This window comes from Holzapfeliella sp. JNUCC 72 (assembly GCF_053668685.1).
On record NZ_CM132220.1, the window covers coordinates 908,695 to 933,741 of the forward strand.

General features: G+C 38.2%; 35 protein-coding genes. 1 reads left to right on the forward strand and 34 read right to left on the reverse strand.

Annotated features, from left to right (window positions below; genetic code table 11):
• Position 1: 1 nt before the first annotated feature.
• The 32 genes from rplQ to rpsL form a co-directional block, all read right to left on the reverse strand.
• Complete coding sequence (gene rplQ / locus JNUCC72_RS04475) at positions 2-382, reverse strand: 50S ribosomal protein L17 (RefSeq protein ID WP_339968978.1); 381 nt, start codon at positions 380-382, stop codon at positions 2-4.
• Between the two features lie 28 nt (positions 383-410).
• Positions 411-1,349 carry a DNA-directed RNA polymerase subunit alpha gene (locus tag JNUCC72_RS04480; RefSeq protein WP_056974526.1) on the reverse strand — a complete coding sequence of 313 codons (939 nt, stop codon included), beginning with the start codon at positions 1,347-1,349 and terminating at the stop codon, positions 411-413.
• Positions 1,350-1,396: 47 nt separating this feature from the next.
• Positions 1,397-1,786: a 30S ribosomal protein S11 gene (rpsK, locus tag JNUCC72_RS04485; protein WP_339968974.1), complete on the reverse strand. Its 390-nt coding sequence runs from the start codon at positions 1,784-1,786 to the stop codon at positions 1,397-1,399.
• Between the two features lie 23 nt (positions 1,787-1,809).
• Positions 1,810-2,175 (reverse strand): 30S ribosomal protein S13, encoded by a 366-nt coding sequence (gene rpsM / locus JNUCC72_RS04490; protein ID WP_056974528.1) that lies wholly within the window; start codon positions 2,173-2,175, stop codon positions 1,810-1,812.
• A gap of 26 nt (positions 2,176-2,201) precedes the next feature.
• On the reverse strand, positions 2,202-2,315 hold the full coding sequence (gene rpmJ / locus JNUCC72_RS04495) for a 50S ribosomal protein L36 (protein ID WP_056974529.1): 114 nt from the start codon (positions 2,313-2,315) through the stop codon (positions 2,202-2,204).
• A gap of 30 nt (positions 2,316-2,345) precedes the next feature.
• Positions 2,346-2,567 carry a translation initiation factor IF-1 gene (infA, locus tag JNUCC72_RS04500; RefSeq protein ID WP_056974530.1) on the reverse strand — a complete coding sequence of 74 codons (222 nt, stop codon included), beginning with the start codon at positions 2,565-2,567 and terminating at the stop codon, positions 2,346-2,348.
• A 69-nt stretch (positions 2,568-2,636) separates the two neighbouring features.
• Positions 2,637-3,293 (reverse strand): adenylate kinase, encoded by a 657-nt coding sequence (locus JNUCC72_RS04505; protein WP_454143304.1) that lies wholly within the window; start codon positions 3,291-3,293, stop codon positions 2,637-2,639.
• Positions 3,294-3,304: 11 nt separating this feature from the next.
• Positions 3,305-4,609 (reverse strand): preprotein translocase subunit SecY, encoded by a 1,305-nt coding sequence (gene secY, locus JNUCC72_RS04510; RefSeq protein ID WP_454143306.1) that lies wholly within the window; start codon positions 4,607-4,609, stop codon positions 3,305-3,307.
• Positions 4,609-5,049 (reverse strand): 50S ribosomal protein L15, encoded by a 441-nt coding sequence (gene rplO / locus JNUCC72_RS04515; protein WP_339968963.1) that lies wholly within the window; start codon positions 5,047-5,049, stop codon positions 4,609-4,611. Before rplO ends, secY begins: the two co-directional genes overlap by 1 nt.
• 20 nt (positions 5,050-5,069) lie before the next feature.
• Positions 5,070-5,255 (reverse strand): 50S ribosomal protein L30, encoded by a 186-nt coding sequence (gene rpmD / locus JNUCC72_RS04520; RefSeq protein ID WP_056974534.1) that lies wholly within the window; start codon positions 5,253-5,255, stop codon positions 5,070-5,072.
• Between the two features lie 13 nt (positions 5,256-5,268).
• Positions 5,269-5,769: a 30S ribosomal protein S5 gene (rpsE, locus tag JNUCC72_RS04525; protein WP_454143309.1), complete on the reverse strand. Its 501-nt coding sequence runs from the start codon at positions 5,767-5,769 to the stop codon at positions 5,269-5,271.
• A gap of 19 nt (positions 5,770-5,788) precedes the next feature.
• Positions 5,789-6,148: a 50S ribosomal protein L18 gene (gene rplR, locus JNUCC72_RS04530; RefSeq protein ID WP_454143311.1), complete on the reverse strand. Its 360-nt coding sequence runs from the start codon at positions 6,146-6,148 to the stop codon at positions 5,789-5,791.
• Positions 6,149-6,177: 29 nt separating this feature from the next.
• Positions 6,178-6,708: a 50S ribosomal protein L6 gene (gene rplF / locus JNUCC72_RS04535; RefSeq protein WP_454143313.1), complete on the reverse strand. Its 531-nt coding sequence runs from the start codon at positions 6,706-6,708 to the stop codon at positions 6,178-6,180.
• Positions 6,709-6,735: 27 nt separating this feature from the next.
• Positions 6,736-7,134, reverse strand: a complete 399-nt coding sequence (gene rpsH / locus JNUCC72_RS04540; protein WP_339968953.1) for a 30S ribosomal protein S8 — start codon at positions 7,132-7,134, stop codon at positions 6,736-6,738.
• A 27-nt stretch (positions 7,135-7,161) separates the two neighbouring features.
• Positions 7,162-7,347 (reverse strand): type Z 30S ribosomal protein S14, encoded by a 186-nt coding sequence (locus JNUCC72_RS04545; RefSeq protein ID WP_339968951.1) that lies wholly within the window; start codon positions 7,345-7,347, stop codon positions 7,162-7,164.
• Between the two features lie 20 nt (positions 7,348-7,367).
• On the reverse strand, positions 7,368-7,910 hold the full coding sequence (gene rplE, locus JNUCC72_RS04550) for a 50S ribosomal protein L5 (protein ID WP_339968949.1): 543 nt from the start codon (positions 7,908-7,910) through the stop codon (positions 7,368-7,370).
• Between the two features lie 22 nt (positions 7,911-7,932).
• Positions 7,933-8,238: a 50S ribosomal protein L24 gene (gene rplX, locus JNUCC72_RS04555; protein WP_339968947.1), complete on the reverse strand. Its 306-nt coding sequence runs from the start codon at positions 8,236-8,238 to the stop codon at positions 7,933-7,935.
• Positions 8,239-8,267: 29 nt separating this feature from the next.
• Positions 8,268-8,636 carry a 50S ribosomal protein L14 gene (rplN, locus tag JNUCC72_RS04560; protein ID WP_056974542.1) on the reverse strand — a complete coding sequence of 123 codons (369 nt, stop codon included), beginning with the start codon at positions 8,634-8,636 and terminating at the stop codon, positions 8,268-8,270.
• 45 nt (positions 8,637-8,681) lie between these two features.
• Positions 8,682-8,954 (reverse strand): 30S ribosomal protein S17, encoded by a 273-nt coding sequence (rpsQ, locus tag JNUCC72_RS04565; RefSeq protein ID WP_454143316.1) that lies wholly within the window; start codon positions 8,952-8,954, stop codon positions 8,682-8,684.
• Between the two features lie 23 nt (positions 8,955-8,977).
• Positions 8,978-9,175: a 50S ribosomal protein L29 gene (rpmC, locus tag JNUCC72_RS04570; RefSeq protein WP_056974543.1), complete on the reverse strand. Its 198-nt coding sequence runs from the start codon at positions 9,173-9,175 to the stop codon at positions 8,978-8,980.
• Complete coding sequence (gene rplP / locus JNUCC72_RS04575; protein WP_056974544.1) at positions 9,165-9,599, reverse strand: 50S ribosomal protein L16; 435 nt, start codon at positions 9,597-9,599, stop codon at positions 9,165-9,167. Before rplP ends, rpmC begins: the two co-directional genes overlap by 11 nt.
• 2 nt (positions 9,600-9,601) lie before the next feature.
• On the reverse strand, positions 9,602-10,273 hold the full coding sequence (rpsC, locus tag JNUCC72_RS04580; protein WP_339968939.1) for a 30S ribosomal protein S3: 672 nt from the start codon (positions 10,271-10,273) through the stop codon (positions 9,602-9,604).
• A 23-nt stretch (positions 10,274-10,296) separates the two neighbouring features.
• The gene (gene rplV, locus JNUCC72_RS04585) at positions 10,297-10,647 is read right to left on the reverse strand and encodes a 50S ribosomal protein L22 (protein ID WP_056974546.1); all 351 of its coding nucleotides are present in this window, start codon (positions 10,645-10,647) and stop codon (positions 10,297-10,299) included.
• Positions 10,648-10,664: 17 nt separating this feature from the next.
• A complete protein-coding gene (rpsS, locus tag JNUCC72_RS04590) occupies positions 10,665-10,946 on the reverse strand; it encodes a 30S ribosomal protein S19 (protein WP_056974547.1) in 282 nt (93 codons plus the stop codon).
• Positions 10,947-10,976: 30 nt separating this feature from the next.
• Positions 10,977-11,810, reverse strand: a complete 834-nt coding sequence (gene rplB / locus JNUCC72_RS04595; protein WP_454143320.1) for a 50S ribosomal protein L2 — start codon at positions 11,808-11,810, stop codon at positions 10,977-10,979.
• Between the two features lie 20 nt (positions 11,811-11,830).
• On the reverse strand, positions 11,831-12,115 hold the full coding sequence (gene rplW, locus JNUCC72_RS04600; protein ID WP_056974550.1) for a 50S ribosomal protein L23: 285 nt from the start codon (positions 12,113-12,115) through the stop codon (positions 11,831-11,833).
• On the reverse strand, positions 12,115-12,738 hold the full coding sequence (gene rplD, locus JNUCC72_RS04605) for a 50S ribosomal protein L4 (RefSeq protein ID WP_454143322.1): 624 nt from the start codon (positions 12,736-12,738) through the stop codon (positions 12,115-12,117). The genes rplW and rplD overlap by 1 nt, the downstream gene beginning before the upstream one ends.
• A 16-nt stretch (positions 12,739-12,754) precedes the next feature.
• A complete protein-coding gene (gene rplC, locus JNUCC72_RS04610) occupies positions 12,755-13,387 on the reverse strand; it encodes a 50S ribosomal protein L3 (RefSeq protein ID WP_454143324.1) in 633 nt (210 codons plus the stop codon).
• Positions 13,388-13,419: 32 nt separating this feature from the next.
• Positions 13,420-13,728 carry a 30S ribosomal protein S10 gene (gene rpsJ / locus JNUCC72_RS04615; RefSeq protein WP_056974556.1) on the reverse strand — a complete coding sequence of 103 codons (309 nt, stop codon included), beginning with the start codon at positions 13,726-13,728 and terminating at the stop codon, positions 13,420-13,422.
• 253 nt (positions 13,729-13,981) lie between these two features.
• The gene (gene fusA / locus JNUCC72_RS04620; protein WP_454143327.1) at positions 13,982-16,090 is read right to left on the reverse strand and encodes an elongation factor G; all 2,109 of its coding nucleotides are present in this window, start codon (positions 16,088-16,090) and stop codon (positions 13,982-13,984) included.
• Positions 16,091-16,125: 35 nt separating this feature from the next.
• Positions 16,126-16,596 (reverse strand): 30S ribosomal protein S7, encoded by a 471-nt coding sequence (rpsG, locus tag JNUCC72_RS04625; protein WP_056974560.1) that lies wholly within the window; start codon positions 16,594-16,596, stop codon positions 16,126-16,128.
• Between the two features lie 19 nt (positions 16,597-16,615).
• On the reverse strand, positions 16,616-17,020 hold the full coding sequence (gene rpsL, locus JNUCC72_RS04630) for a 30S ribosomal protein S12 (protein ID WP_056974562.1): 405 nt from the start codon (positions 17,018-17,020) through the stop codon (positions 16,616-16,618).
• A gap of 168 nt (positions 17,021-17,188) precedes the next feature.
• On the opposite strand from rpsL, the gene JNUCC72_RS04635 reads away from it, so the two are divergent.
• Positions 17,189-17,731 (forward strand): hypothetical protein, encoded by a 543-nt coding sequence (locus JNUCC72_RS04635; RefSeq protein WP_454143329.1) that lies wholly within the window; start codon positions 17,189-17,191, stop codon positions 17,729-17,731.
• Between the two features lie 42 nt (positions 17,732-17,773).
• Here JNUCC72_RS04635 and rpoC read toward each other — a convergent pair whose 3' ends face one another.
• Both rpoC and rpoB read right to left on the reverse strand, forming a co-directional pair.
• The gene (rpoC, locus tag JNUCC72_RS04640) at positions 17,774-21,424 is read right to left on the reverse strand and encodes a DNA-directed RNA polymerase subunit beta' (protein ID WP_454143331.1); all 3,651 of its coding nucleotides are present in this window, start codon (positions 21,422-21,424) and stop codon (positions 17,774-17,776) included.
• Between the two features lie 15 nt (positions 21,425-21,439).
• Positions 21,440-25,033 (reverse strand): DNA-directed RNA polymerase subunit beta, encoded by a 3,594-nt coding sequence (gene rpoB, locus JNUCC72_RS04645; protein ID WP_454143333.1) that lies wholly within the window; start codon positions 25,031-25,033, stop codon positions 21,440-21,442.
• Positions 25,034-25,047: the final 14 nt, after the last annotated feature.

A 25,047-nucleotide genomic window follows, 5' to 3' on the forward strand; every position in this document is an offset into this window, starting at 1 on the left:
ATTAAACTAATTCAATAATAGCCATTGGCGCACCGTCACCACGACGAGGTGCTGTTTTATAAATTCTAGTGTAACCACCATTACGTTCTTTGTAACGAGGTGCAATATCACTAAATAACTTTTGTAAAGCAGATTGTACAACTACATCTTCTTCTTGTTCACGGATGTCAGCAACTTCGTTACGAACAAACGCTGCAGCTTGACGACGAGCGTGTAAGTCTCCACGTTTACCTAAAGTAATCATTTTTTCAACTGCTTTACGTACTTCTTTAGCACGAGTTTCAGTTGTCACAATGCGTTCATTAATTAATAAATCAGTTGATAAATCACGCAACATAGCTTTTCTTTGAGAACTATTACGACCTAATTTACGGTAACCCATAGCTTTCCCTCCTTTAACACTTTTATGTTTAGTCTTCTTGACGTAAAGATAAATTCAAATCTGATAGTTTTTGTTTAACTTCTTCTAATGACTTGCGTCCAAGGTTGCGAACACGCATCATATCTGATTCAGAACGGTCAGATAAGTCTTGCACAGTATTAATTCCTGCACGTTTTAAACAATTGTAAGAACGAACAGATAAATCAAGCTCTTCAATAGTCATTTCAAGCTTTTGTTCTTCTTTTGCTTCTTCTTTTTCTGCCATGATATCAGTAAGTTGTGCTTCATCAGACATTTCAACAACGACATTTAAATGTTCTGTCAAAATCTTTGCGGCTAAACTAAGTGCATCATTTGGTGCAATTGAGCCATTGGACCAGATTTCAAGCGTCAATTTATCATAGTCATTGCGATGCCCTACACGAGTGCTTTCCACTTGATAGTTTACACGATCGATTGGTGAAAACAATGAGTCAACTGGAACAACACCGATTGGCATATCATCTGTTTTGTTTTGATCAGCAGAAACATAACCGCGACCTTGTTTAATGGCAACGTTCATGTGTAAATGTCCGCCTTCAGCAACTTCTGCAATGTATTGGCTAGGGTTCAATACTTGAACTTCGCTATCTACTTGCAAGTCTGCTGCTGTTACGCGTGCAGGTCCCACTACATCAATTTCCACAACTTTAGTTTCTTCTGAAAGAGACTTTAATGAAAGTTGTTTTAAATTCAAAACGATTTGCGTAACGTCTTCGACAACGCCATCAATCGTTGAAAATTCATGTAACACACCATCAATTTGGACATATGATACTGCGCTTCCTGGTAAGGAAGCAAGCAATACGCGACGTAGTGAATTACCTAACGTCGTTCCATAGCCACGTTCTAAAGGCTCAATAACAAATTTACCATAACTACTATCTTGTTCAACAGTTGTTATACTTGGTTTTTCAAATTCAATCATAAATTGGGACCCCTTTCAAAACGTATAGTGCTTTATTCAGCAAATAATTAAACACGACGACGTTTTGGTGGTCTTGATCCATTATGAGGAACAGGCGTAACATCGCGAATTGCTGTAACTTCTAAACCTGTTGCTTGTAAAGCACGAATAGCAGCTTCACGTCCAGCACCTGGACCTTTAACTGCAACTTCAACACTCTTCAATCCATGTTCCATAGATTGTTTAGCAGCAGCTTCAGATGCCATTTGAGCAGCAAATGGTGTTGATTTACGACTACCTTTAAATCCTAATGATCCTGCAGAAGACCAGGCAACAGCGTTACCTTGAACATCTGTAATCATCACTAAAGTATTATTGAATGTTGAGTGAACGTGTGCCACACCAGATTCAATATGCTTCTTGTTACGACGTTTACGAGAAGTTTTCTTAACAGCCATTAATTTCCCTCCTTAATTAGTTCTTATTTTTTCTTACCAGCAATGGCAACTTTTGGACCTTTACGTGTTCTTGCGTTGTTCTTTGTGTTTTGTCCACGTACAGGTAAACCACGACGGTGACGGATACCACGGTATGAACCGATTTCTTTAAGACGTTTAATGTTTAAACTAATTTCACGTCTTAGGTCACCTTCGACACGGACTTTATCTACTTCCGCACGAATTTTATCTTCTTGATCTGGGGTTAGGTCTTTAGAACGAATGTCTTCAGACACACCAGCATCAGCTAAGATTTTTGCAGCAGTTGTATTACCTACACCATAAATGTATGTTAATGCAACTACGATTCTTTTATCTCTGGGTAAGTCAACACCAGCAATACGAGCCATTATAACACCTCCGTATTTATAAATTATTATCCTTGAGTTTGTTTGTGTTTTGGATTTGAGCAAATAACCATAACGCGGCCATTTCTCTTAATTACTTTACAATCTTCACACATTGGTTTAACAGATGGTCTTACTTTCATCTTGATAACCTCCTGAGTTGTCTAAATCTACTACTTAATAAAACGATAAGTGATTCTGCCTTTAGTTAAATCATATGGAGACAATTCAACAGTCACTCTGTCACCAGGCAAAATACGAATGTAGTGCATTCTAATTTTACCAGAAACGTGAGCTAAAATTGTATGCCCATTCTCTAACTCAACTTTAAACATTGCATTAGGAAGAGTATCAACCACTGTACCTTCGATTTCGATGACATTATCTTTTGCCAAAATTTTCCTCCTGATTGTTTAACACGATATACTACAGCAAAATATTATACCACTTTAGAACAATAAATACTAATTCAACGAACTTAAAGCTTCATTGATATCAGCGAAAACTTCATCACGAGAACGAGTTCCATCAACTGAAACTAGTAACCCTTTTTCACGATAGAAATCGATCAATGGTGTGTTCATTTCTAAGTTAACTTCGATACGTTTTTTAACAACTTCGGGTTTATCATCCTCACGTTGATAAAAGTTGTGGCCACCACAACGATCACATGTGTTTTCAACTTTTGTTGGGTTGAAAACTTTATGATATGTTGCGCCACAGTCTCGACAAATAAATCTACCTGATAAACGTTCAACTAAAAGTTTTGTATCAACTTCAATATTAATTACTTTTTGCAATGGTTTATTGACATTTGCTGTGATTGATTCAAGCATTTCTGCTTGGACAGTTGTTCTAGGAAAACCGTCTAAAATATATCCATCATCTGTATCAGCTTTGCCAAGTCTTTCTTCAACTAACTTAGCTGTCACTTCATCTGGAACCAAGTTACCAGCATCAATAAATGATTTAGCTTCAAGTCCTACCTTGGTTCCTTCGGCCATTGCTTCTCGGAACATATCACCCGTTGAAATATGGGCAATATTATAATTATCTACAATCATTTCGGCTTGAGTACCTTTACCAGCACCCGGAAGCCCCATTAAAATAATATTTTTCATTTTTAAACAGCCTATCTAATAAATCCAACATATTTTCGTTTCATCAGTAATCCATCTAATTGACGCATTGCTTCAAGTGCAACACCGATAACAATCAGTAAGCTGGTTCCGCCAAGTCCGATTGAACTAGGTAATCCCCAGATATTTGAAGCAAGTTGTGGAATTAAGGAAATAAATCCTAAAAAGATGGAGCCGACTACTGAAAGTCTCATCAATAATTTTGAAATGTATTTTTGTGTTTCTTGTCCTGGCCAAACGCCTGGAATAAATGCACTTTGCTTTTGCAAGTTTTCAGCCACTTTTTCAGGGTTAACTTGTACAAAGGCATAGAAGAAAGTAAATAATACAATCAATAATGTATTAACTAGAGCTCCTGTTAGAGTCTGCATGCTGAAGATGTTATTCATGATTTTGAACCATGCTTCTTCACCATGAGAATTTTGAAAGGCTACTAAAATCGTTGCCGGTGTGGCAATAAGAGAACTAGCGAAGATAACTGGAATAACACCAGCAACGTTAACCTTCAATGGAAGATAACTTTCTGATCCACCACTAGTTGCTCTTCTTGTGTAACGAATTGGGACTTTACGAATGGCTTGTTGAACATATGTCACAATCATCGTAATAATCAATATCGCTACAACAACAGCGACTAAAAATAGTGCGCCTTGTCCACGATCGGCTGGATTGTTGTTTGTAATGGCGTCACGATATAACTCATGCGCGCTTTGTGGAAATCTTGCCACAATACCGGCAAAGATAATCATCGATACACCATTACCAATACCTTTATCTGTAATCTGTTCACCTAACCATGTTAGTAACATGGTTCCCGCTGTTAAAATAATACCAATCGTTATATAAGATGATAGAGTTTGTGATTTAACTAAACCTAAGCCACTTAACGCATTAAAACCTAGTGTGATTCCAATACTTTGAATAAATGCAAGTACAATTGATAAGTATCTTGTCACCTGATTTATCTTTCGACGGCCAACTTCACCTTGTTTACCCCATTCCACAAATTTAGGTACAATATCCATCTGGAGTAGCTGCACAACAATTTGTGCCGTAATATATGGCGAAACCCCCATCGAAAAGATGGAGTAGTTTGCCAAGCCACCACCACTAATTGTATCTAAAATTGGAACTAAACTTGTTGTTCCACTTTTTGTTAGATTAGCTAACGCACTTGCGTTAACGCCAGGGACGATAATGTGTGACCCAATGCGGTATAGTAGCAAAATAAACAATGTGAAGAAAATCTTAGAACGAATTTCTTTTACTTTAAATGCGTTTTTCAAAGTGGTGAACATTAGATCACCTCAATTGAACCGCCAGCAGCCTCTACTGCAGATTTTGCAGCTTCAGAGTATTTGTTAACCTTAATAGTCAATTTAACTTTAAGATCACCGTTGGCAAGAAGTTTAACACCAGATAATTCTTTCTTAACTAAACCAGATTCTACTAATAAAGCAGGTGTTACTTCTGTACCTTCTTTAAATTGATTTAAATCGGAAAGATTGACAACAGCATATTCTTTACGATTAATGTTTTTGAATCCACGTTTTGGCATTCTTCTGAATAATGGCATTTGACCACCTTCAAAACCAATACGTGTTTTACCACCTGAACGTGCTAATTGACCTTTTTGTCCACGACCAGCTGTCTTACCGACACCAGATGAAGTTCCGCGACCAACACGTTTGCGGTTTTTTCTTGATCCTTCAGCAGGTTTTAATTCGTGAAGTTTCATAACCGAGCACCTCCTTGTGATTAACCTTTATATTCTTCTACATCAATAAGATGAGAAATTTTGAATAGTGCACCTCTAATAGCGTCGTTATCAGGTTTGATAACTGAGCTATGTACGCGACCTAATCCCAATTCTTTAACAATTTTTCTTTGGGCTGGAAGACGATGAGCTGCGCTTCTTTTTAAAGTGATTTTTAATTGAGCCATCTATAACTTCCTCCTAGCCTTGCAATGTATCAGCATTTACACCACGAAGTGCAGATACTGATTCTTTAGTTTTTAAGTTGTCTAATCCGTTTAATGTTGCACGAATAACGTTGATTGGTGTGTTACTTCCGCGTGATTTACTTGTAACATCAGCAACACCAGCAAGTTCAAGAACGGCACGAACAGGGCCACCTGCAGCAACTCCAGAACCTTCTTCAGCAGGTTTCAAAAGAATGTCTCCAGCACCAAATTGACCAACAATTTCATGAGGAATTGTTGTACCAACCATTGGCACTTCAATCAAACTCTTCTTAGCAGCTTCAACAGCTTTTCTAATTGCTTCAGGAACTTCTTGAGCTTTACCAGTACCGAAACCTACGTGGCCAGCTTTATCCCCTACAATTACGATAGCAGCGAATCTAAGTCTACGTCCACCTTTAACAACTTTAGTTACTCGATTAATACTAACTAGACGATCTTCTAATTCTAAACGAGATGGATCGATATTTGCCATTTAGTTAACCTCCTCTTTATTAAAATTGTAGTCCATTTTCACGAGCAGCGTCAGCTAATTCTTGAATACGGCCTTGGTATAAGTAACCGCCACGGTCGAATACGACTGTTTCAATTTTAGCATCTTTTGCTCTTTTAGCTACTAAAGCACCAACTTGTTTAGCTTGTTCTACTTTTGTAGCGTCATCTTTAACATCTTTATCAAGAGTTGAGGCACTTGCAAGCGTTACACCCGCTACGTCATCAATTACTTGAGCGTAGATGTTTTTATTTGAACGGAAAATACTTAAGCGTGGGCGCTCAGCAGTTCCAGAAATTTTACCACGAACGCGTTTATGGCGTCTTTGACGTGTTTTGTTTTTATCTGGTTTAGTAATCACAGTATCACCTCATATAATTTCTAAGTTAATTATTTACCAGTTTTACCTTCTTTACGACGTACGATTTCGTCTTTGTAACGAACTCCCTTACCTTTATAAGGTTCTGGAGGACGTGTATCACGAATTTCTGCCGCAAATTGGCCAACTGCTTGTTTGCTAATTCCTTTAACAACAAGTTCTGTTGCTGAAGGTACTTCAACTTCGATACCTTCTGGAATTGTCATTTCAACAGGTTGAGAGTAACCAACGTTTAATGTTAGTTTTTGACCTTGAGCTTGTGCACGGTAACCAACCCCAACAAGAGATAATGCTTTAGAGTAACCTTCAGTTACACCAAGAACCATGTTGTTTAAGTTAGCACGCATTGTTCCATGAAGTGCTTTGTCGTCATCGCTTTGACGTTCAAAGTTGATTTCGTTATCTTTTTGTTCAAAAGTAATTTTAGGATCAAAGTAGCGTGTTACTTCACCTTTTGGTCCTTTAACTGTAACGTCGTCACCATTTTTAGTGATTGTTACAGATTCTGGTACAATAATTGTTTTATAACCAGTACGACTCATGAGTTTCCCTCCTTTTCTTTCAAAAAATTACCAGATGTAAGCGAGCACTTCGCCACCGACATTTTTAGCACGAGCTTCTCTGTCAGTAATTACACCATTTGATGTTGAGATAATTGCAGTTCCTAATCCGTTAAGAACTTTAGGTACATCATTTGCACCAACGTAAGTTCTTAAACCAGGTTTAGAAATACGTTTTAGGCCAGTAATAACGCGTTCGTTATTTTTGCCATATTTAAGAAATACTTTGATGATTCCTTGTTTGTTATCTTCGATAACTTCGTAATCACGAATAAAGCCTTCATTCTTCAAAATTTCAGAAATCGCTTTTTTCATTGTTGATGCAGGAACTTCTAATGAATCGTGTTTTACCATGTTGGCATTTCTGATTCGTGTCAAGTAATCTGCGATTGGATCTGTCATGACCATGATGTGCTGCCTCCTTTTTTCAGATTTTTACCAGCTTGCTTTTCTAACGCCAGGAATTTGACCTTTATGTGCTAATTCTCTCAAGCAAACACGGCATAGTTTAAACTTACGGTAAACAGAATGTGGACGTCCACATCTTTCACATCTTGTGTAGCTTTGTGTTGAAAACTTAGCTGGACGATGGTTTTTAGCAATTTGTGATTTCTTAGCCAATTAATTGACCTCCCTTAAACTTATTTAGCAAAAGGCATACCAACTTGAGTCAATAATTCTCTTGCTTCTTCATCAGTATTTGCAGTTGTTACAAGAACAATATCTAATCCACGAACACGATTTACTTGGTCGTAATCCACTTCAGGGAAGATAAGTTGTTCTTTGATACCTAATGTATAGTTACCACGTCCATCAAAAGACTTAGCACTAACACCATGGAAATCACGAACACGAGGAAGCGAAACGTTAATTAATTTGTCTAGAAAATCATACATACGGTCACCACGTAAAGTAACCTTTGCACCAATTGACATACCTTCACGTAAACGGAAGCCAGCAATTGATTTTTTAGCTTTGGTAATCAAAGGTTTTTGACCTGAGATTAATGTTAATTCGTTAACAGCATCATCAAGGTTTTTAGCGTTTGTGATAGCATCACCAACACCCATGTTCAAAACAATTTTTTCAATTTTTGGAACTTGCATAACTGATTTGTAATTGAATTTTTCAACCAAAGCAGGTGTAATTTCAGAAACGTATCTTTCTTTTAAACGATTAGCCACTTATTGTCCTCCTCTCTTAATTTTATAATTGTTTACCAGTTTTCTTTGAAACGCGAACTTTTTTACCGTCTACGATTTCAAATTTAACTTTTGTTGCTTCGTTGTTTTCTGGATCAATCAACATAACGTTTGAAACGTGAATAGGTGCTTCTTGATCTTGAATACCACCTTGGGGATTCATTTGAGAAGGTTTACTATGTTTTTTCACCATATTAATACCTTCAACAACCACACGGTCTTCTTTGTTTAAAACTTTTAAGACTGAACCTTCTTTGCCTTTATCTTTACCGGCAATAACTTTAACTTTGTCGCCTGTTTTAACAAACATGTGCGCACCTCCCTATTATCAATCAGATTCTATAAAACTTCAGGTGCCAATGACACGATTTTCATGAATGCATTTTCACGTAATTCACGAGCAACAGGCCCAAAAATACGTGTTCCACGAGGGCTTTTATCTTCGTTGATAATAACTGCTGCGTTTTCGTCAAAACTAATGTATGATCCGTCGGCACGTCTTGCACCTGATGCAGATCTTACAATAACAGCTTTTACAATGTCACCTTTTTTGACAACGCCACCTGGTGTTGCTTGTTTAACTGTTGCAACAATAACATCACCAATATTGGCAGTTTTTCTACCAGAACCACCTAAAACTTTAATAGTTAAAATTTCACGTGCTCCTGAGTTATCAGCAACTTTAAGTCTTGTTTCTTGTTGGATCACTTGAGTTCCTCCTCTCGCCTAAGAGATTATTCGCATTATTTTAGATTAGATGATAACTGCTTTTTCTACAACATCTACTAAACGGTAACGTTTTGAACGAGACAATGGTCGGGTTTCCATGATACGAACAATATCTCCAACTTTAGCTTCGTTGTTTTCATCGTGTGCGTAGTATTTTTTAGAGTACTTAACACGTTTTCCGTACACAGAATGTTTCTTTTGTGTTTCAACAACTACGGTAATTGTTTTGTCCATTTTATCAGAGACAACACGTCCTTGGTGTACGTGACGACTATTTCTTTCGTTAATTTCGCTCAAGTTTATAACTCCCTTCCACTATCTTATTTATTGTTCAATTCTTGTTCGCGCAAGATTGTTTTGATACGAGCAATGTTTTTGCGAACTTGCTTTAAGCGAGCTGTATTTTCAAGTTGCCCTGTGGCTTGTTGAAAACGCAAGTTGAACAATTCTTCTTTATATTGCTTTTCTTTGGCAATAATTTGCTCAGTGGTTAATTCTTTAATTTCATTAGCTTTCATTAGATTCGCCACCTACTTCCTCACGTTTTACGAACTTGGTTCTAATTGGTAATTTATGAGATGCAAGTCTTAAAGCTTCACGCGCAACTTCTTCAGAAACGCCACCAATTTCAAACAAGATTTTTTCTCGTTTAACTGGAGCAACCCAACCTGCTGGAGCTCCTTTACCAGAACCCATACGTACTCCTACACCTTTTGCTGTATATGATTTATGAGGGAAAATTTTAATCCAAACTTGCCCACCACGTTTCATGTAACGTGTCATAGCAATACGTGCTGCTTCGATTTGTCTATTTGTGATCCAGTGAGATTCAACAGCTTGTAAACCGTATTCACCGAAACTTACTTGTTTACCGCCTTTAGCTGCTCCGCGCATTTTACCACGGAATTCACGACGGTGTTTAACACGTTTAGGAACTAACACGATTAGTTTCCTCCTTTCGCGTCCTTATTAATTGTACTTTCATTACGTGTTGGCAATACTTCTCCACGACAAACCCATACTTTAACACCGATTTGTCCGTAGGTAGTTGCTGCTTCAACCCAAGCATAGTCAATATCTGCTCTTAATGTGTGAAGAGGAACTGTACCTTCTGTATGCCATTCTTTACGCGCCATGTCAGCACCATTTAAACGACCTGAGATTTGAGTTTTAATACCTTTTGCACCAGCTCTCATTGATCTTTGAGTAGCTTGTCTTTGTGCACGTCTGAATGCAACACGAGCTTCTAGTTGACGAGCAATGCTGTCACCTACTAGAGTTGCATCCAAATCAGGTTTTTTGATTTCAACAATATTAATGTGAACTTGTTTGTTAGTTAGCGCATTAATTTGTTTTCTTAAAGCTTCAACTTCAGAACCACCTTTACCAATAACCATACCTGGTTTTGCTGTGTGGATTGAAATGTTAACTTTGTTTGCAGCACGTTCAATTTCAACTTGTGAAACTGAAGCAGTTGCTAATTTCTTTTCAATGAATTTTCTGATTTTCAAATCTTCGTGTAAGAAGTTTGCGAAATCTTTTTCAGCGTACCATTTAGCTTCCCAGTCGCGGATAACGCCAAGACGAAAGCCTATTGGATTAACTTTTTGACCCATTAAATTGACCTCCTTATTATTTTTTATTCAGCTTCTGAAACTACAATTGTAATGTGACTTGTTCTCTTGTTAATAGGAGAAGCCGCACCTTTGGCACGCGGACGAAATCTCTTCAAAGTAGGTCCTTCATTCACATATGCCTCAGAAACGTAGAGGTTTGCAGATTCTAAATCAAAATTATGTTCAGCGTTTGCAATTGCTGATTTTAAAACTTTAGCCACGATAGGTGAGCCAGCTTTAGGTGTGAATTGCAAGATAGCCAAAGCTTCAGCTGCGTTTCTTCCACGAATTAAGTCCACAACTAAGCGGGCTTTTCTAGGTGCAAGACGAACCATTCTTACTTTAGCTTTAGCGCTTGTAACTGTATCTGCCATCAGACGAATTCTCCTTTCTATTTACCTTGAGTTTGTTTGTCATTTCCTGAATGACCATGGAATTTTCTTGTAGGTACGAATTCACCTAGTTTGTGTCCTACCATGTCTTCTGAAATGAATACTGGTACGTGTTTTCTACCATCGTAGACAGCTATTGTGTATCCAATGAAAGTTGGAAAAATAGTTGAACGACGGGACCAAGTTTTAATAACTTGTTTTTTTTCTTGATCAGCTTGAGCTTCGACCTTTTTCAATAAATGCGCGTCAGCGAATGGACCTTTTTTAATACTACGGCTCATTTCTAGACCTCCCTTACTGTTTAACTATTACTATTTGCCTTTACGATGACGAATAATAAGTTTTTCTGATTTAGCTTTACTATTACGTGTTTTAACACCCATAGTTTTCTTGCCCCATGGTGACATTGGAGATGGACGTCCGATAGGTGCACGACCTTCACCACCACCGTGAGGGTGATCGTTAGGGTTCATTACAGAACCACGAACTGTAGGACGGAAACCTAACCAGCGTTTACGACCAGCTTTACCAATGTTGATTAATTCGTGTTGTTCATTACCAACTGAACCGATTGTTGCACGGCAAGTTGAAAGAATCATACGAACTTCACCAGAGTTAAGTTTAATTAATGTGTATTTTTCTTCTTGTCCAAGAACTTGAGCAGATGTACCTGCTGAACGAACAAGTTGTCCACCTTTACCAGGTTTCATTTCAATGTTGTGGATTAATGTTCCATCAGGAATGTTTTTAAGTGGTAATGTGTTACCTACTTTAATATCTGCATTTTCACCTGATTCAACGATTTGTCCAACTTTGATGCCTTTAGGTGCTAAAATGTATGATTTTACACCATCATGATAAGCAACAAGTGCAATGTTAGCTGATCTGTTTGGATCGTATTCGATAGCCTTAACAGTTGCTTTTACATTGTCTTTGTTACGTTTGAAATCGATGATACGGTATTTTTGTTTATGTCCACCACCGCGGTGTCTTACCGTAATATGACCATGTGCGTTACGGCCTGCTTTACTGCTTTGTGAATCAAGCAAAGATTTTTCAGGAGCTTTCTTTGTGATTTCAGCAAAATCAGAGCCAGTCATATGACGTCTACCATTTGTCGTTGGTTTGTGTTTAATGATAGCCACTTGACTTACCTCCTATATGATTAGTTTTCGAAAATTGTAATTTCTTTTGAGTCAGCAGTTAAAGTTACAATAGCTTTTCTGCGACGACGAGTTGTTCCCACATATTGGCCAACTCTTTTTTGTTTACCGCGAACATTCATGATGTTTACGTTTTGAACTTTAACGTCAAAGATTTCTTCTACTGCACGACGTACTTGAGTCTTGTCAGCGTTTACATTAACGTCGAAAGTGTATTTACGAGCATCCATTGCGCCCATTGAAGCTTCCGTAATAACGGGTCTTAAAATAATATCGCGAGCTTCCATTATGCGAGCACCTCCTCGATACTTTGTACAGCAGCTTTAGTTAAAACGATTTTTTGGTTATTTACAATATCCAATACGTTTAAACCTTCAGCAGGAATAATTGTAACGTTTTCTAAGTTACGAGCTGATAAAGCAGCGTTTTTGTTTTCTGAATCAACAACTACTAAAACTTTTGTATCAACTTTAACGTTGTTTAAGAAGTTTGCAAATTCTTTTGTTTTTGGTGTGTCGAATGATAATTGATCAACAACTACCATGTCTTCACCTGCAACTTTTTGTGAAAGAGCAGATTTAAGAGCTAAACGTCTTACCTTTTTAGGTAATTTGTAAGCGTATGAACGTGGAGTAGGACCAAATACAACACCACCACCACGCCATTGAGGAGATCTGATAGAACCTTGACGAGCACGTCCAGTTCCTTTTTGTCTCCATGGTTTCTTACCTCCACCACGTACGGCAGAACGGTTTTTAACTGAGTGTGTTCCTTGTCTTAAAGAAGCACGTTGCATAATCACTGCATCAAATAAAACACTTTCATTTGGTTCAATACCAAAGATTTGTTCATTTAATTCAAGTTGACCTGCATTTTTACCTGTTTGATCTAATACATTAACGTTAGGCAATTTTTATCCTCCTTTCTTACTTGTTATTCTTTACAGTAGTTTGGATACTTACTGTTGATTTTTTAGCACCAGGAACATTACCACGAATCATGATAACGTTTTTGTCAGCAACAACTTTTACGATGTCCAAGTTTTGAACTGTAACTTGTTTGTTACCCATACGTCCTGGTAAACGTTTACCTTTGAATACACGGTTGATAATAGATCCCATTGAACCTGGGCGTCTGTGGTATCTTGAACCATGTGTTTCTGGTCCACGTGATTGACCCCAACGCTTGATAGCACCTTGGAAACCATGACCTTTACTTACTCCGGTTACGTCTACTTTGTCACCTTCAGTAAATGTTTCTACAGTAATTTCTGAGCCTACTTCGTATTCGCTAAGCTCAACATTACGATATTCTTTAATGAAGCGCTTAGGTGAAGTCTTAGCTTTTGCAGCATGACCTTTAGCTGGTTTGTTTGACAAGATGTCACGTTGATCTTTGTAACCTAGTTGAACAGCTTCGTAACCATCACTTTCCATTGTTTTAACTTGTAAAACAACGTTAGGAGTAGCTTCGATAACTGTTACGGGAACTAATTCACCAGATTCTGTGAAGACTTGTGTCATTCCAACTTTTTTTCCTAAGATTCCTTTTTTGGCCATGTTTACACCTCCGTAATTTTATTTATTAATTATTATAGTTTAATTTCGATATCTACACCACTAGGTAAATCCAATTTCATTAATGAATCTACTGTTTTAGGTGTTGGGTTCACGATGTCAATTAAGCGTTTGTGTGTACGCATTTCAAATTGTTCACGTGAGTCTTTGTGTTTATGTGGTGAACGAATCACTGTGAAAAGTTTACGTTCTGTTGGCAATGGAATTGGACCTGAGATTTCAGCACCAGTTCTTGTTGCTGTTTCCACAATTTTTTCTGCAGATTGATCTAAAATGCTATGTTCATAAGCTTTCAATCTGATACGAATTTTTTGACCTGCCATTTTTTTACCTCCTCGTCTCTTTTTAAAGATGACTTGCTCGGCGAAAATTATCCGAACACATCCACTGTGGCAATGCAGCCGGGTGTGTCGCAACCTTCCGCTTCATCGCTCTAATTTTTATTGCTAATAGTCAAAGAAGACTATCAAATCCTCTTCAAAATCAGCACGTATAATATTATACTTCACAGAAATCCTAATTACAAGGGCTAAACAAAAAATCTTTTACCTTTCGGTAAAAGATTTTTTGTTAATTTTATTCAGCATCAGAAGATGTGTTTCCACCATTTTTCTTAATGATTTCTTCTTGAATTGATTTTGGAGCTGGTTCGTAGTGGTCAAATACCATTGTAAATGTACCACGACCTTGTGTACCTGAACGAAGTGTTGTAGCGTAACCGAACATTTCTGAAAGTGGCACAAATGCGTTAACAACTTGCGCACCACCACGAGCGTTCATACCTTCAACACGACCACGACGAGCAGTTACTTGACCCATGATATCTCCAAGATATTCTTCAGGTGCAATAACTTCTACTTTCATGATAGGTTCTAGAACAGCAGCACCAGCTTTTTTAGCAGCTTCTTTCAATGCGATAGAAGCAGCAACTTTATAAGCAGATTCAGATGAATCGACATCGTGGTAAGAACCATCGAACAATTTAGCTTTAACGTCAATCAATGGGTACCCAGCAAGAACACCGTTTTCCATTGATTCTTTAAGACCTTGTTCAACTGAAGGGATGTATTCACGAGGAACAACCCCACCAACGATAGCGTCTTCGAATTCGAATCCTTCACCTTCGTCGTTTGGTGTAAATTCGATCCATACGTCACCATATTGACCTTTACCACCAGATTGACGAACGAATTTACCTTGAGCTGTAGCTGGTTTTGTGAATGTTTCACGGTAAGCAACTTGAGGAGCCCCAACGTTAGCTTCAACGTTAAATTCACGTTTCATACGGTCAACCATGATATCTAAGTGAAGTTCACCCATACCAGCAATCAATGTTTCCCCTGTTTCTGGGTTTGTTTCAGCTTGGAATGTAGGATCTTCTTCAGAAAGTTTTTGGATAGCAACATCTAATTTATCACGGTCAGCTTTTGATTTAGGTTCAACAGATACTTGGATAACAGGTGCTGGAATTTCCATTGATTCAAGAATTAATGGATGTTTCAAGTCTGTTAGTGAGTCACCTGTTGTTGTAGCTTTAAGACCAATAGCAGCAGCAATATCACCAGAGAATACTTCAGGAATTTCTTCACGGTGGTTAGCGTGCATTTGTAGTAAACGACCAACACGTTCACGTGTGTTGTTTGAAGCGTTTAATACGTATGAACCAGCTTCAAGTGTACCTGTGTAAACACGGAAGAATGTCAAACGACCAACGAATGGGTCAGTTGCAATCTTAAATGCTAAAGCTGCAAAGTCTTTGTCATCACCAGCGATTAGTTCTTCATGTTCATCAGTTTTTGGATCTACAGCTTTATAAGGTGTAGCATCAAGCGGTGATGGTAAGTAATCAACAACCGCGTCCATCAACATTTGAACACCTTTGTTTTTGAAGGCTGAACCAGCAAGAACTGGGTAAAATTCTAAGTCAAGAGTTGCTTTACGGATAGCAGCTTTTAGCTCAGCATTTGTGATTTCTTCACCTTCAAGGTATTTATCCATGATGTCATCGTTAACGTCAGCAATAGCTTCAATTAATTGAGCACGACGTTTTTGAGCTTCTTCTAAGTAATCTGCAGGGATTTCAACTTTATCGAATTTTGAACCTAATTTATCTTCATCACTGTAGACATCAGCTTCCATTTCGATTAAGTCAATAATTCCTTCGAAATCATCTTCTGCACCGATTGGCATTTGGATAGGTTGTGCATTTGCTTGTAGACGATCATGCAATGTGCTTACTGAGTAATCAAAGTCAGCACCTAATTTATCCATTTTGTTAACAAAAACGATACGAGGAACGTTATATGTTGTAGCTTGACGCCAAACATTTTCAGTTTGTGGTTCAACACCTGATTGCGCATCTAAAACTGTAATCGCACCATCTAGAACTCTAAGTGAACGTTCAACTTCGATTGTGAAGTCAACGTGTCCTGGAGTATCGATGATGTTGATACGGTTATCATGCCATTGAGCTGTTGTAGCAGCAGATGTAATTGTGATACCACGTTCTTGTTCTTGTGACATCCAGTCCATTTGTGAACCACCATCGTGAGTTTCACCAATTTTGTGGATACGTCCTGTATAGTACAAGATACGTTCTGTAGTAGTTGTTTTACCAGCATCAATGTGGGCCATGATACCGATATTACGTGTTTTATCCAGCGGGAATGCACGTTTGTTTGCCATTTAATTTACTCCTTTTAAAAAACAAATAGACTATATTACCAGCGGTAGTGAGCGAACGCACGGTTAGCTTCAGCCATTTTGTGACTGTCTTCACGTTTTTTCACAGAAGCACCTGTATTGTTAGCTGCATCCATGATTTCGTTTGCTAGTCTTTCGTCCATTGTATGTTCGTTACGTAATCTTGAGTAGTTTACGATCCAACGAAGACCTAAAGTTGTTCTTCTTGCTGGACGAACTTCGATAGGAACTTGGTAGTTAGCTCCACCAATACGTCTTGCTTTAACTTCTAGAAGTGGCATAACGTTGTTCATAGCTTCTTCAAATACTTCCATTGGTTCATTACCAGTAGTTTCTTTGATGATGTTAAATGCATCGTATAAGATAGTAGAAGCTTTACCGCGTTTACCATCCATCATTAATTGGTTAATTAAGCGAGAAACAAGTTTTGAGTTATAGATTGGATCTGGCAAAATGTCTCTCTTTGGCACGTTACCTTTTCTTGGCATTAAAATTTCCTCCTACGTTTTATTTTTTAGCACCGTATTTAGAACGACCTTGTTTACGTCCGTCAACACCAGCAGTATCAAGCGCACCACGAACGATGTGGTAACGAACCCCTGGCAAGTCCTTTACACGTCCCCCACGGATTAAGACAACACTATGCTCTTGCAAGTTGTGTCCGATACCTGGAATGTAAGCTGTAACTTCGATCATGTTTGACAAACGTACACGAGCGTATTTACGTAACGCTGAGTTAGGTTTTTTAGGTGTCATTGTTCCAACACGAGTAGCAACCCCACGTTTTTGTGGTGCAGGGTTATCTGTTAATTTTTTCTTTTTACTGTTATAACCGTAGTTCAAAGCTGGTGCATCTGAACCAGAAACTTTGGACTTACGACCTTTTCTTACCAATTGGTTAATTGTTGGCATAAAAGATATCCTCCTAATAATTTAAACACACACATCCAGGAGTGTCATTTTTGCTCGCTGGATGGTTAATATTCTAATAAAATACCTATACAAATCTATCACTTATTTTTGACATCGTCAATATAAAAATAAAAATATTTCGTAATTATTTGTGGAGGTTGACTGCTTGTGATATTACTATCGACATTTTCTTTTACGCTACTCAGCTGGTATTTTATTTTTAATCCGAATTTTAGAACACCGGACTTTGATTCACAATTAAATTCAAAATATATTATTTTAATCATCCATTTACTTTTTGTCTGGCTAAGTGATTATGCACCTGATTTAGTGTGCAACTATCCTTTACTGCTTACACTACTATTTTGTAGTTTAACCGATTGCCACGATAACTATATTTATCCTTTAGCGCTTGTGCCCAGCATTTTAATTGGCGCCTATCACTACGACTTTAATTCTTCCGATTACCTCATCGGACTAGTTACAGTAATTGCTCTACTGATTAGTATCTATTTCAAAAAAATGGGACTAGGCGATTGCTTCATTTATCTTGCTATTGGAATTAATTATTCCTTTGAACTAGCTAACGACACTTTAATTATGGGATGTTTAATTTTAATTGCTTGTCAATTTTCTAATTTAAAAGCGGAACATCCTTTTGTCCCCTACCTAGTTATAAGCTTTTTATTGATTAAGGTTTTAAGCATATAAAAAAGCGACTCACTATAAAGTGAATCGCTTTTTTGGTACCAACTAGTTAGTTGATTGTTCTTCTTGTTCTTGCATTTGTTTTTCAATATCTGCGATTGAGTAAACTGAAGATGGTTTTGCATTTTTAGCAATTGGTTCCATCTCACGGTATTTGGCCATACCAGTACCAGCTGGAATGATTTTACCAATAATAACGTTTTCTTTAAGTCCAAGAAGTGGATCATTTTTACCACGGATAGAAGCATCAGTAAGGACACGAGTTGTTTCTTGGAAAGAAGCAGCTGACAAGAAACTATTTGTTTCAAGAGATGCTTTTGTAATACCCAAGATAACTGATTGTCCAGTAGCTGGCACACCACCATTGATAATTGTTTCGCGGTTACTGTCTGTAAATTCGCTAATATCCATCAATGTACCTGGTAATGTATCTGTTTCACCTGGATCAAGGATACGCACTTTACGTAGCATTTGACGAGCCATAACCTCAACGTGCTTATCTGAGATTTCTACCCCTTGCATACGGTAAGCTTTTTGAATTTCATCCAAGATATAAGTTTCTGTAGATAACACGTCACGTACACGAATTAATTGTTTTGGATCAATTGAACCGTGAGTTAATTTGTCCCCACGACGAACTTCATCACCTTCGGCAACAGCCATACTTGCTGTATAAGGCACACTATAAGTTCTAGTATCAATATTACCTTCAACTGTGATTTCACGAGTGTGATCTGCTGGATTTTCTTCAATAGAAGTAATTGTTCCGGCAGCTTCTGTAATAGTTGCAAGCCCTTTAGGATTACGAGCTTCAAACAACTCTTGCACACGAGGAAGACCTTGAGTGATATCTTCACCCCCGGCAACCCCACCGGTATGGAAGTTTCTCATTGTAAGCTGAGTTCCGGGTTCACCGATTGATTGCGCAGCAACAGTACCCACTGCTTCACCAACTTCAACTTCTTCACCAGTTGCCAAGTTACGTCCGTAACATTTTTGACAAACACCATGTTTAGTATTACATGTGAAGGCTGAACGAATTGTCACTGTTTCAACACCTGCATCAATAACCATTTGTGCTGATTCTTCATCAAGTAAAGTATTTGGTTTAACCAGTACTTCACCTGTTTCAGGATGGAAGATTGATTTTTGTGTATAACGGCCAACTAAACGATCGAATAATGGTTCAATCATTTCGTTACCTTCTTTAATAGATGCAACAACTAAACCACGGTCAGTACCACAGTCATCTTCACGAACGATAACATCTTGTGCAACATCAACAAGACGACGAGTCAAGTAACCTGAGTTAGCTGTCTTCAACGCCGTATCAGTCATTCCCTTACGGGCACCGTGAGTGGACATGAACATCTCCATAACTGTTAGACCTTCACGGAAGTTAGATGTAACAGGAACTTCCATCATACCACCGTTAGGAGCTGACATCAGACCACGCATACCAGCAAGCTGAGTAAAGTTAGAGATGTTACCACGAGCTCCTGAGTCACTCATCATGTTGATAGGGTTTGATGGATCAAAGTCATCAATTAGTCGTTGTTGGATAGTATCTTTGGCATCGTTCCAAACACTGATAACACGTTCGTGACGTTCTTCATCAGTGATCAAACCACGACGGAATTGTTTAGCAACAGTTGCCACTTTCTTATGAGCATCGTTAACAATATCATCTTTATCAGGTAGTGTTGGCACGTCAGCCACACCCACTGTAAGTCCTGATACTGTTGAAACTTCATAACCAACTTGTTTCAAGTCGTCAAGTAGTTCAGAAGTTCTTTGAACTTTGTAAACTTTGAAGACTTCAGCAATGACATCACTCAAGTAACCTTTCTTGAATGGTGTTACTAATTGTTTTTCGGCTAGTTTTTCGTGAATATCTTCACCTGGGTTTAAGAAGTGGTCATCTGATAGACCGCTTACCAAGTTAGATTGTGTTGGTTCATTCACGTAAACAAAATCTTCTGGCAAGATTTGGTTAAACACAAGTTTACCAAATGAAGTTAACAAGATTTTACCTTTTTGGTTTTCTGTAAATGGTTTTTCTGGCATTGAGTCTGTTGATAGACCAATACGTGTGTGATAGTGAATTTTACCTGCTTGGTAAGCACGGAATGCTTCTTCAGCAGAGTAGAAAATCATACCTTCACCCTCACGTTTACGTTCTTCAAGTGTTAAGTAGTAGTTACCTAAAACAACGTCTTGAGAAGGCGTAACGATAGGACGACCATCTTTAGGTGCCAAAATATGGTGAGCAGCAAGCATTAACATTCTAGCTTCTGCTTGAGCTTCGTCAGATAAAGGCACGTGAACAGCCATTTGGTCCCCATCAAAGTCAGCGTTATACGCTTCAGTTGCAAGTGGGTGTAGACGAATAGCTTTACCTTCAACTAGAACCGGTTCAAACGCTTGAATACCTAGACGGTGAAGCGTAGGGGCACGGTTAAGTAGAACAGGTCTTTCTTTAATAACTTCTTCTAAAACATCCCAAATGTCATCATCACGACGATCAATTTTACGTTTAGCATTACGGATATTTGAAGCTAGTTCATTTTTAACTAATTCACGCATCACAAATGGTTTGAATAATTCAAGTGCCATTTCACGTGGAAGACCTGCTTGGTAGAACTTAAGTGTTGGTCCAACGTCGATAACAGAACGACCTGAGTAATCAACACGTTTACCAAGTAAGTTTTGACGGAAACGTCCTTGCTTACCTTTAAGCATATGTGAAAGTGATTTCAATGGACGATTACCAGGTCCTGTAACAGGACGGCCACGACGACCATTATCAATTAAAGCATCAACCGCTTCTTGTAACATACGTTTTTCATTTTGAACGATAATGTTTGGTGCATTCAAGTCAAGCAAACGTTTTAGACGGTTATTACGGTTAATAACACGACGGTATAAATCGTTTAAATCACTTGTTGCAAAACGGCCACCTTCAAGTTGAACCATTGGACGTAGGTCAGGTGGGATAACAGGAATTGCTTCCATTACCATTGATTCAGGTAAGTTACCTGATTTTTTGAACGCGTCTAAGATGTCTAAACGACGGATAGCACGTGTTCTCTTTTGTCCATGAGCAGTTTGTAATTGTTCTTTAAGTGATTTAACTTCACCTTCAAGATCAACACTTTGAAGTAATTCTTTGATTCCTTCAGCACCCATTTTGGCATTAAATGTTGCACCAAATTCAGCACGTTTTTCACGGTATTCAGCTTCTGTTAATAATTGTTTTTGTTCTAGGTCTGATTTACCTGGATCAATTACAACGTAAGCAGCGAAGTAAATCACTTCTTCTAAGTGACGAGGACTCATGTCTAACACAAGACCCATACGACTTGGAATACCCTTGAAGTACCAAATATGTGTAACAGGAGCAGCTAATTCAATGTGTCCCATACGTTCACGACGAACTTTGGCACGTGTGACTTCAACACCACAACGATCACAAACAATCCCTTTATAACGAATACGTTTGTATTTACCACAAGCACATTCCCAGTCCTTTGTAGGACCAAAAATACGTTCGTCAAACAACCCATCGCGTTCAGGTTTTAATGTTCTATAATTGATCGTTTCTGGTTTTTTAACTTCACCATAAGACCAGCTTCTAATTTTATTTGGAGATGCTAGGCCAATTTGCATACTCTCAAATTTGTTAACATCGATCAATAGCTTAACCTCCTACTATTTTGAAACTTCATCATTATTTAAAAGATCATTAGCTTTGTGAGCTTCTTCTTCCAGCTTTTGAGCTTCTTGCTTTTCAGCCATTTTTGATAAAGCATCAACATTTACGACATCATCATCGTCATCATCCATGTCACGCAATTCTAATTCATCTTTATTGATGTCTAGCACTTTCATATCAAGTCCTAGAGATTGCAATTCTTTAACTAACACGCGGAATGATTCAGGTACACCAGGTTTTGGAATGTTTTCACCTTTAACGATGGCTTCATAAGTTTTAACACGACCTACAACGTCATCAGACTTGTAAGTTAAGATTTCTTGTAAGGTGTAAGCAGCACCATAAGCTTCAAGTGCCCAAACTTCCATCTCACCAAATCTTTGTCCACCAAATTGTGCTTTACCACCAAGTGGTTGTTGTGTAACAAGTGAGTAAGGTCCAATTGAACGAGCGTGCAATTTGTCATCAACCATGTGAGCTAGTTTCATGTAGTACATAACCCCAACTGATACACGGTTATCAAATGCATCACCTGTACGACCATCGTAAAGAACAGTTTTACCATCTGAAGCCATACCAGCTTCTTTAACTGTGTCCCATAAGTCGCTATCTGTTGCACCATCAAATACTGGAGATGCAACGTGAATTCCTAATTCTCTTGCGGCCATACCCAAGTGTAATTCAAGAACTTGTCCAATGTTCATACGTGATGGCACACCCATTGGGTTCAATAGAATGTCAACTGGTGTTCCATCTGGCAAGAATGGCATGTCTTCTTCAGGAACAACGATTGAAACAGTACCCTTGTTACCGTGACGACCAGCCATCTTGTCACCAACTTGGATTTTACGTTTTTGTGTAATGTAAACACGAACTAGTTTGTTAACACCTGGCGATAATTCGTCACCAGCTTCACGTGTGAAGACTTTAACGTCTTGCACAATTCCGCCACCACCATGTGGTACACGTAGTGATGTATCACGAACTTCACGTGCTTTTTCACCAAAGATTGCGTGTAACAAACGTTCTTCAGCTGATAATTCAGTTACACCCTTAGGTGTTACTTTACCAACTAAAATATCGCCATCATGAACTTCAGCACCAATACGAATAACCCCTGTTTCGTCAAGGTCTCTTAATGAGTCTTCCCCAACGTTTGGAATTTCGCGTGTGATTTCTTCAGGTCCAAGTTTTGTATCACGAGCTTCTGATTCGAATTCTTCGATGTGGATAGAAGTATAGATATCTTCTTTAACTAGTTTTTCTGATAAAACAATCGCATCTTCGAAGTTGTACATGTTCCAAGTCATAAACGCAATAATAGGGTTTTGACCTAAAGCAAGTTCGCCACTTTCCATAGCTGGACCATCTGCGATAACATCACCAGCATCAATACGGTCGCCTTGGCGAACCAATGTTTGTTGGTTGTATGATTTACCAGCATTTGAACGTCTGAATTTAGATACGTAGTAAGTATCAATACCATCTTCATCAGTTGTGATTTCAATACGACGTGCATCAGCGTAAGTTACAGTACCACCATTTTTGGCTAGAAGTGCTGTACCTGAGTCGTGAGCTGCACGATATTCCATACCAGTACCAACAAGTGGTGCGTGTGGACGTACCAATGGCACAGCTTGACGTTGCATGTTAGCTCCCATCAACGCACGGTTTGAGTCGTCGTTTTCAAGGAAAGGAATACATGCGGCAGCAACAGAAACAACTTGTTTTGGAATAACATCCATGTAGTCAACTTTATCTGTGCTAATTTCAAGGTTGTCATCACGGTGACGTGCCAAAACAGTTGGGTTAGCAAATGAACCATCATCGTTAAGTTTTGAGTTAGCTTGAGCAACAATGTAGTTATCTTCTTCGTCAGCTGTTAAGTAGTCAATCTTGTCTGTTACCTTGTGAGTTGTCCAGTCAACACGACGATATGGTGTTTCGATGAAACCATAGTTATTCACAATAGCGTATGACGCTAGTGAGTTAATCAACCCGATGTTAGGTCCTTCAGGTGTTTCAATCGGACACATACGACCATAGTGAGTATAGTGAACGTCACGAACTTCATATCCGGCACGATCACGAGTCAAACCACCAGGTCCAAGGGCAGATAGACGACGTTTGTGAGTTAATTCTCCAAGTGGGTTAGTTTGATCCATAAATTGTGATAATTGTGATGAACCAAAGAATTCCTTAATTGAAGCCACAACTGGACGAATATTAATCAATTGTTGAGGTGTTACAGTTGAAGCGTCTTGAATTGACATTCTTTCACGTACAACACGTTCCATACGTGATAAACCAATTCTGAATTGGTTTTGCAACAATTCACCAACTGAACGAATACGACGGTTACCTAAGTGGTCAATATCGTCAACTTCACCAATACCTTCTTGTAGGTTCAAGAAGTAGTTGATTGAAGCAATAATATCGGCTGTCGTAATGTGTTTAATATCTGCAGGAATGTGACCATTACCAATGATATTAACTTCTTTTTCAGGATCTTCTTTAGAAAATACTTTAATTTTTTGAACAACCATTGGATCAGTAATTACTGATTCTTCTGAAGGTTGGTATGTGACAGTTTTAAAGTCTTCTCTATCTAAGAATTTACCTAATGTTTCCATTAAGTGATTGTCAATTACGTCACCTTTTTGAGCAATAACTTCACCTGTATCAGGATCTGCTAATGTTTCAGCTAACGTTTGGTTTAATAGACGTGTTTTTAATGAAAGTTTTTTGTTAATCTTGTAACGTCCAACAGGCGCTAAGTCATAACGTTTTGGATCAAAGAATCTTGCGTATAATAATGAACGAGAACTGTCAGCAGTTTTGGGTTCGCCTGGGCGAAGACGTTCATAAATATCTTTCAATCCTTCTTCAGTACGTGTATCTAGTGGGTTTTTGTGGATATCTTTTTCTAGGGTATAGCTTAATGAATCGCTTTGACCTAAAATTTCTAAAATATCACTATCTGATTCAAAACCTAATGCGCGCATCAAAACAGAGATAGGTAATTTACGTGTACGGTCAATACGTACGTATGAAATATCCTTAGCGTCTGTTTCAAATTCTAGCCAAGCCCCACGGTTTGGAATAACTGTTGTACCAAAGTTAGTACGACCATTTTTATCCAATGAAGAGTTATAGTAAACACCTGGAGAACGTACTAATTGAGAAACAATAACACGTTCTGCACCATTTACGATAAAAGTTCCTTGTGGTGTCATTAATGGGAAATCACCAAAGAAAACTTCTTGAGTTTTGATTTCTTCTGTTTCGTTATTTGTTAATTTCAAAGTCACATGAAGCGGAGCTGAGTAGTTTGCATCATGTTGTCTTGCTTCATCCATCGTATATTTAGGTTCGGATAATTTATAATCCACAAACTCTAATGACAGATTACCAGCAAAATCATCGATTGGCATAATATCGTCGAACATTTCTTTTAGTCCACGTTCTAGGAACCAATCGTATGAACTTGTTTGTATTTCAACTAAATTAGGAAGTTGTAAAACTTCTTTAATTCGTGAATAACTTCTTCTAGTACGGTTTTTACCATAGTTTATATTTGAACCTACCAAGAGAAGACCATCCT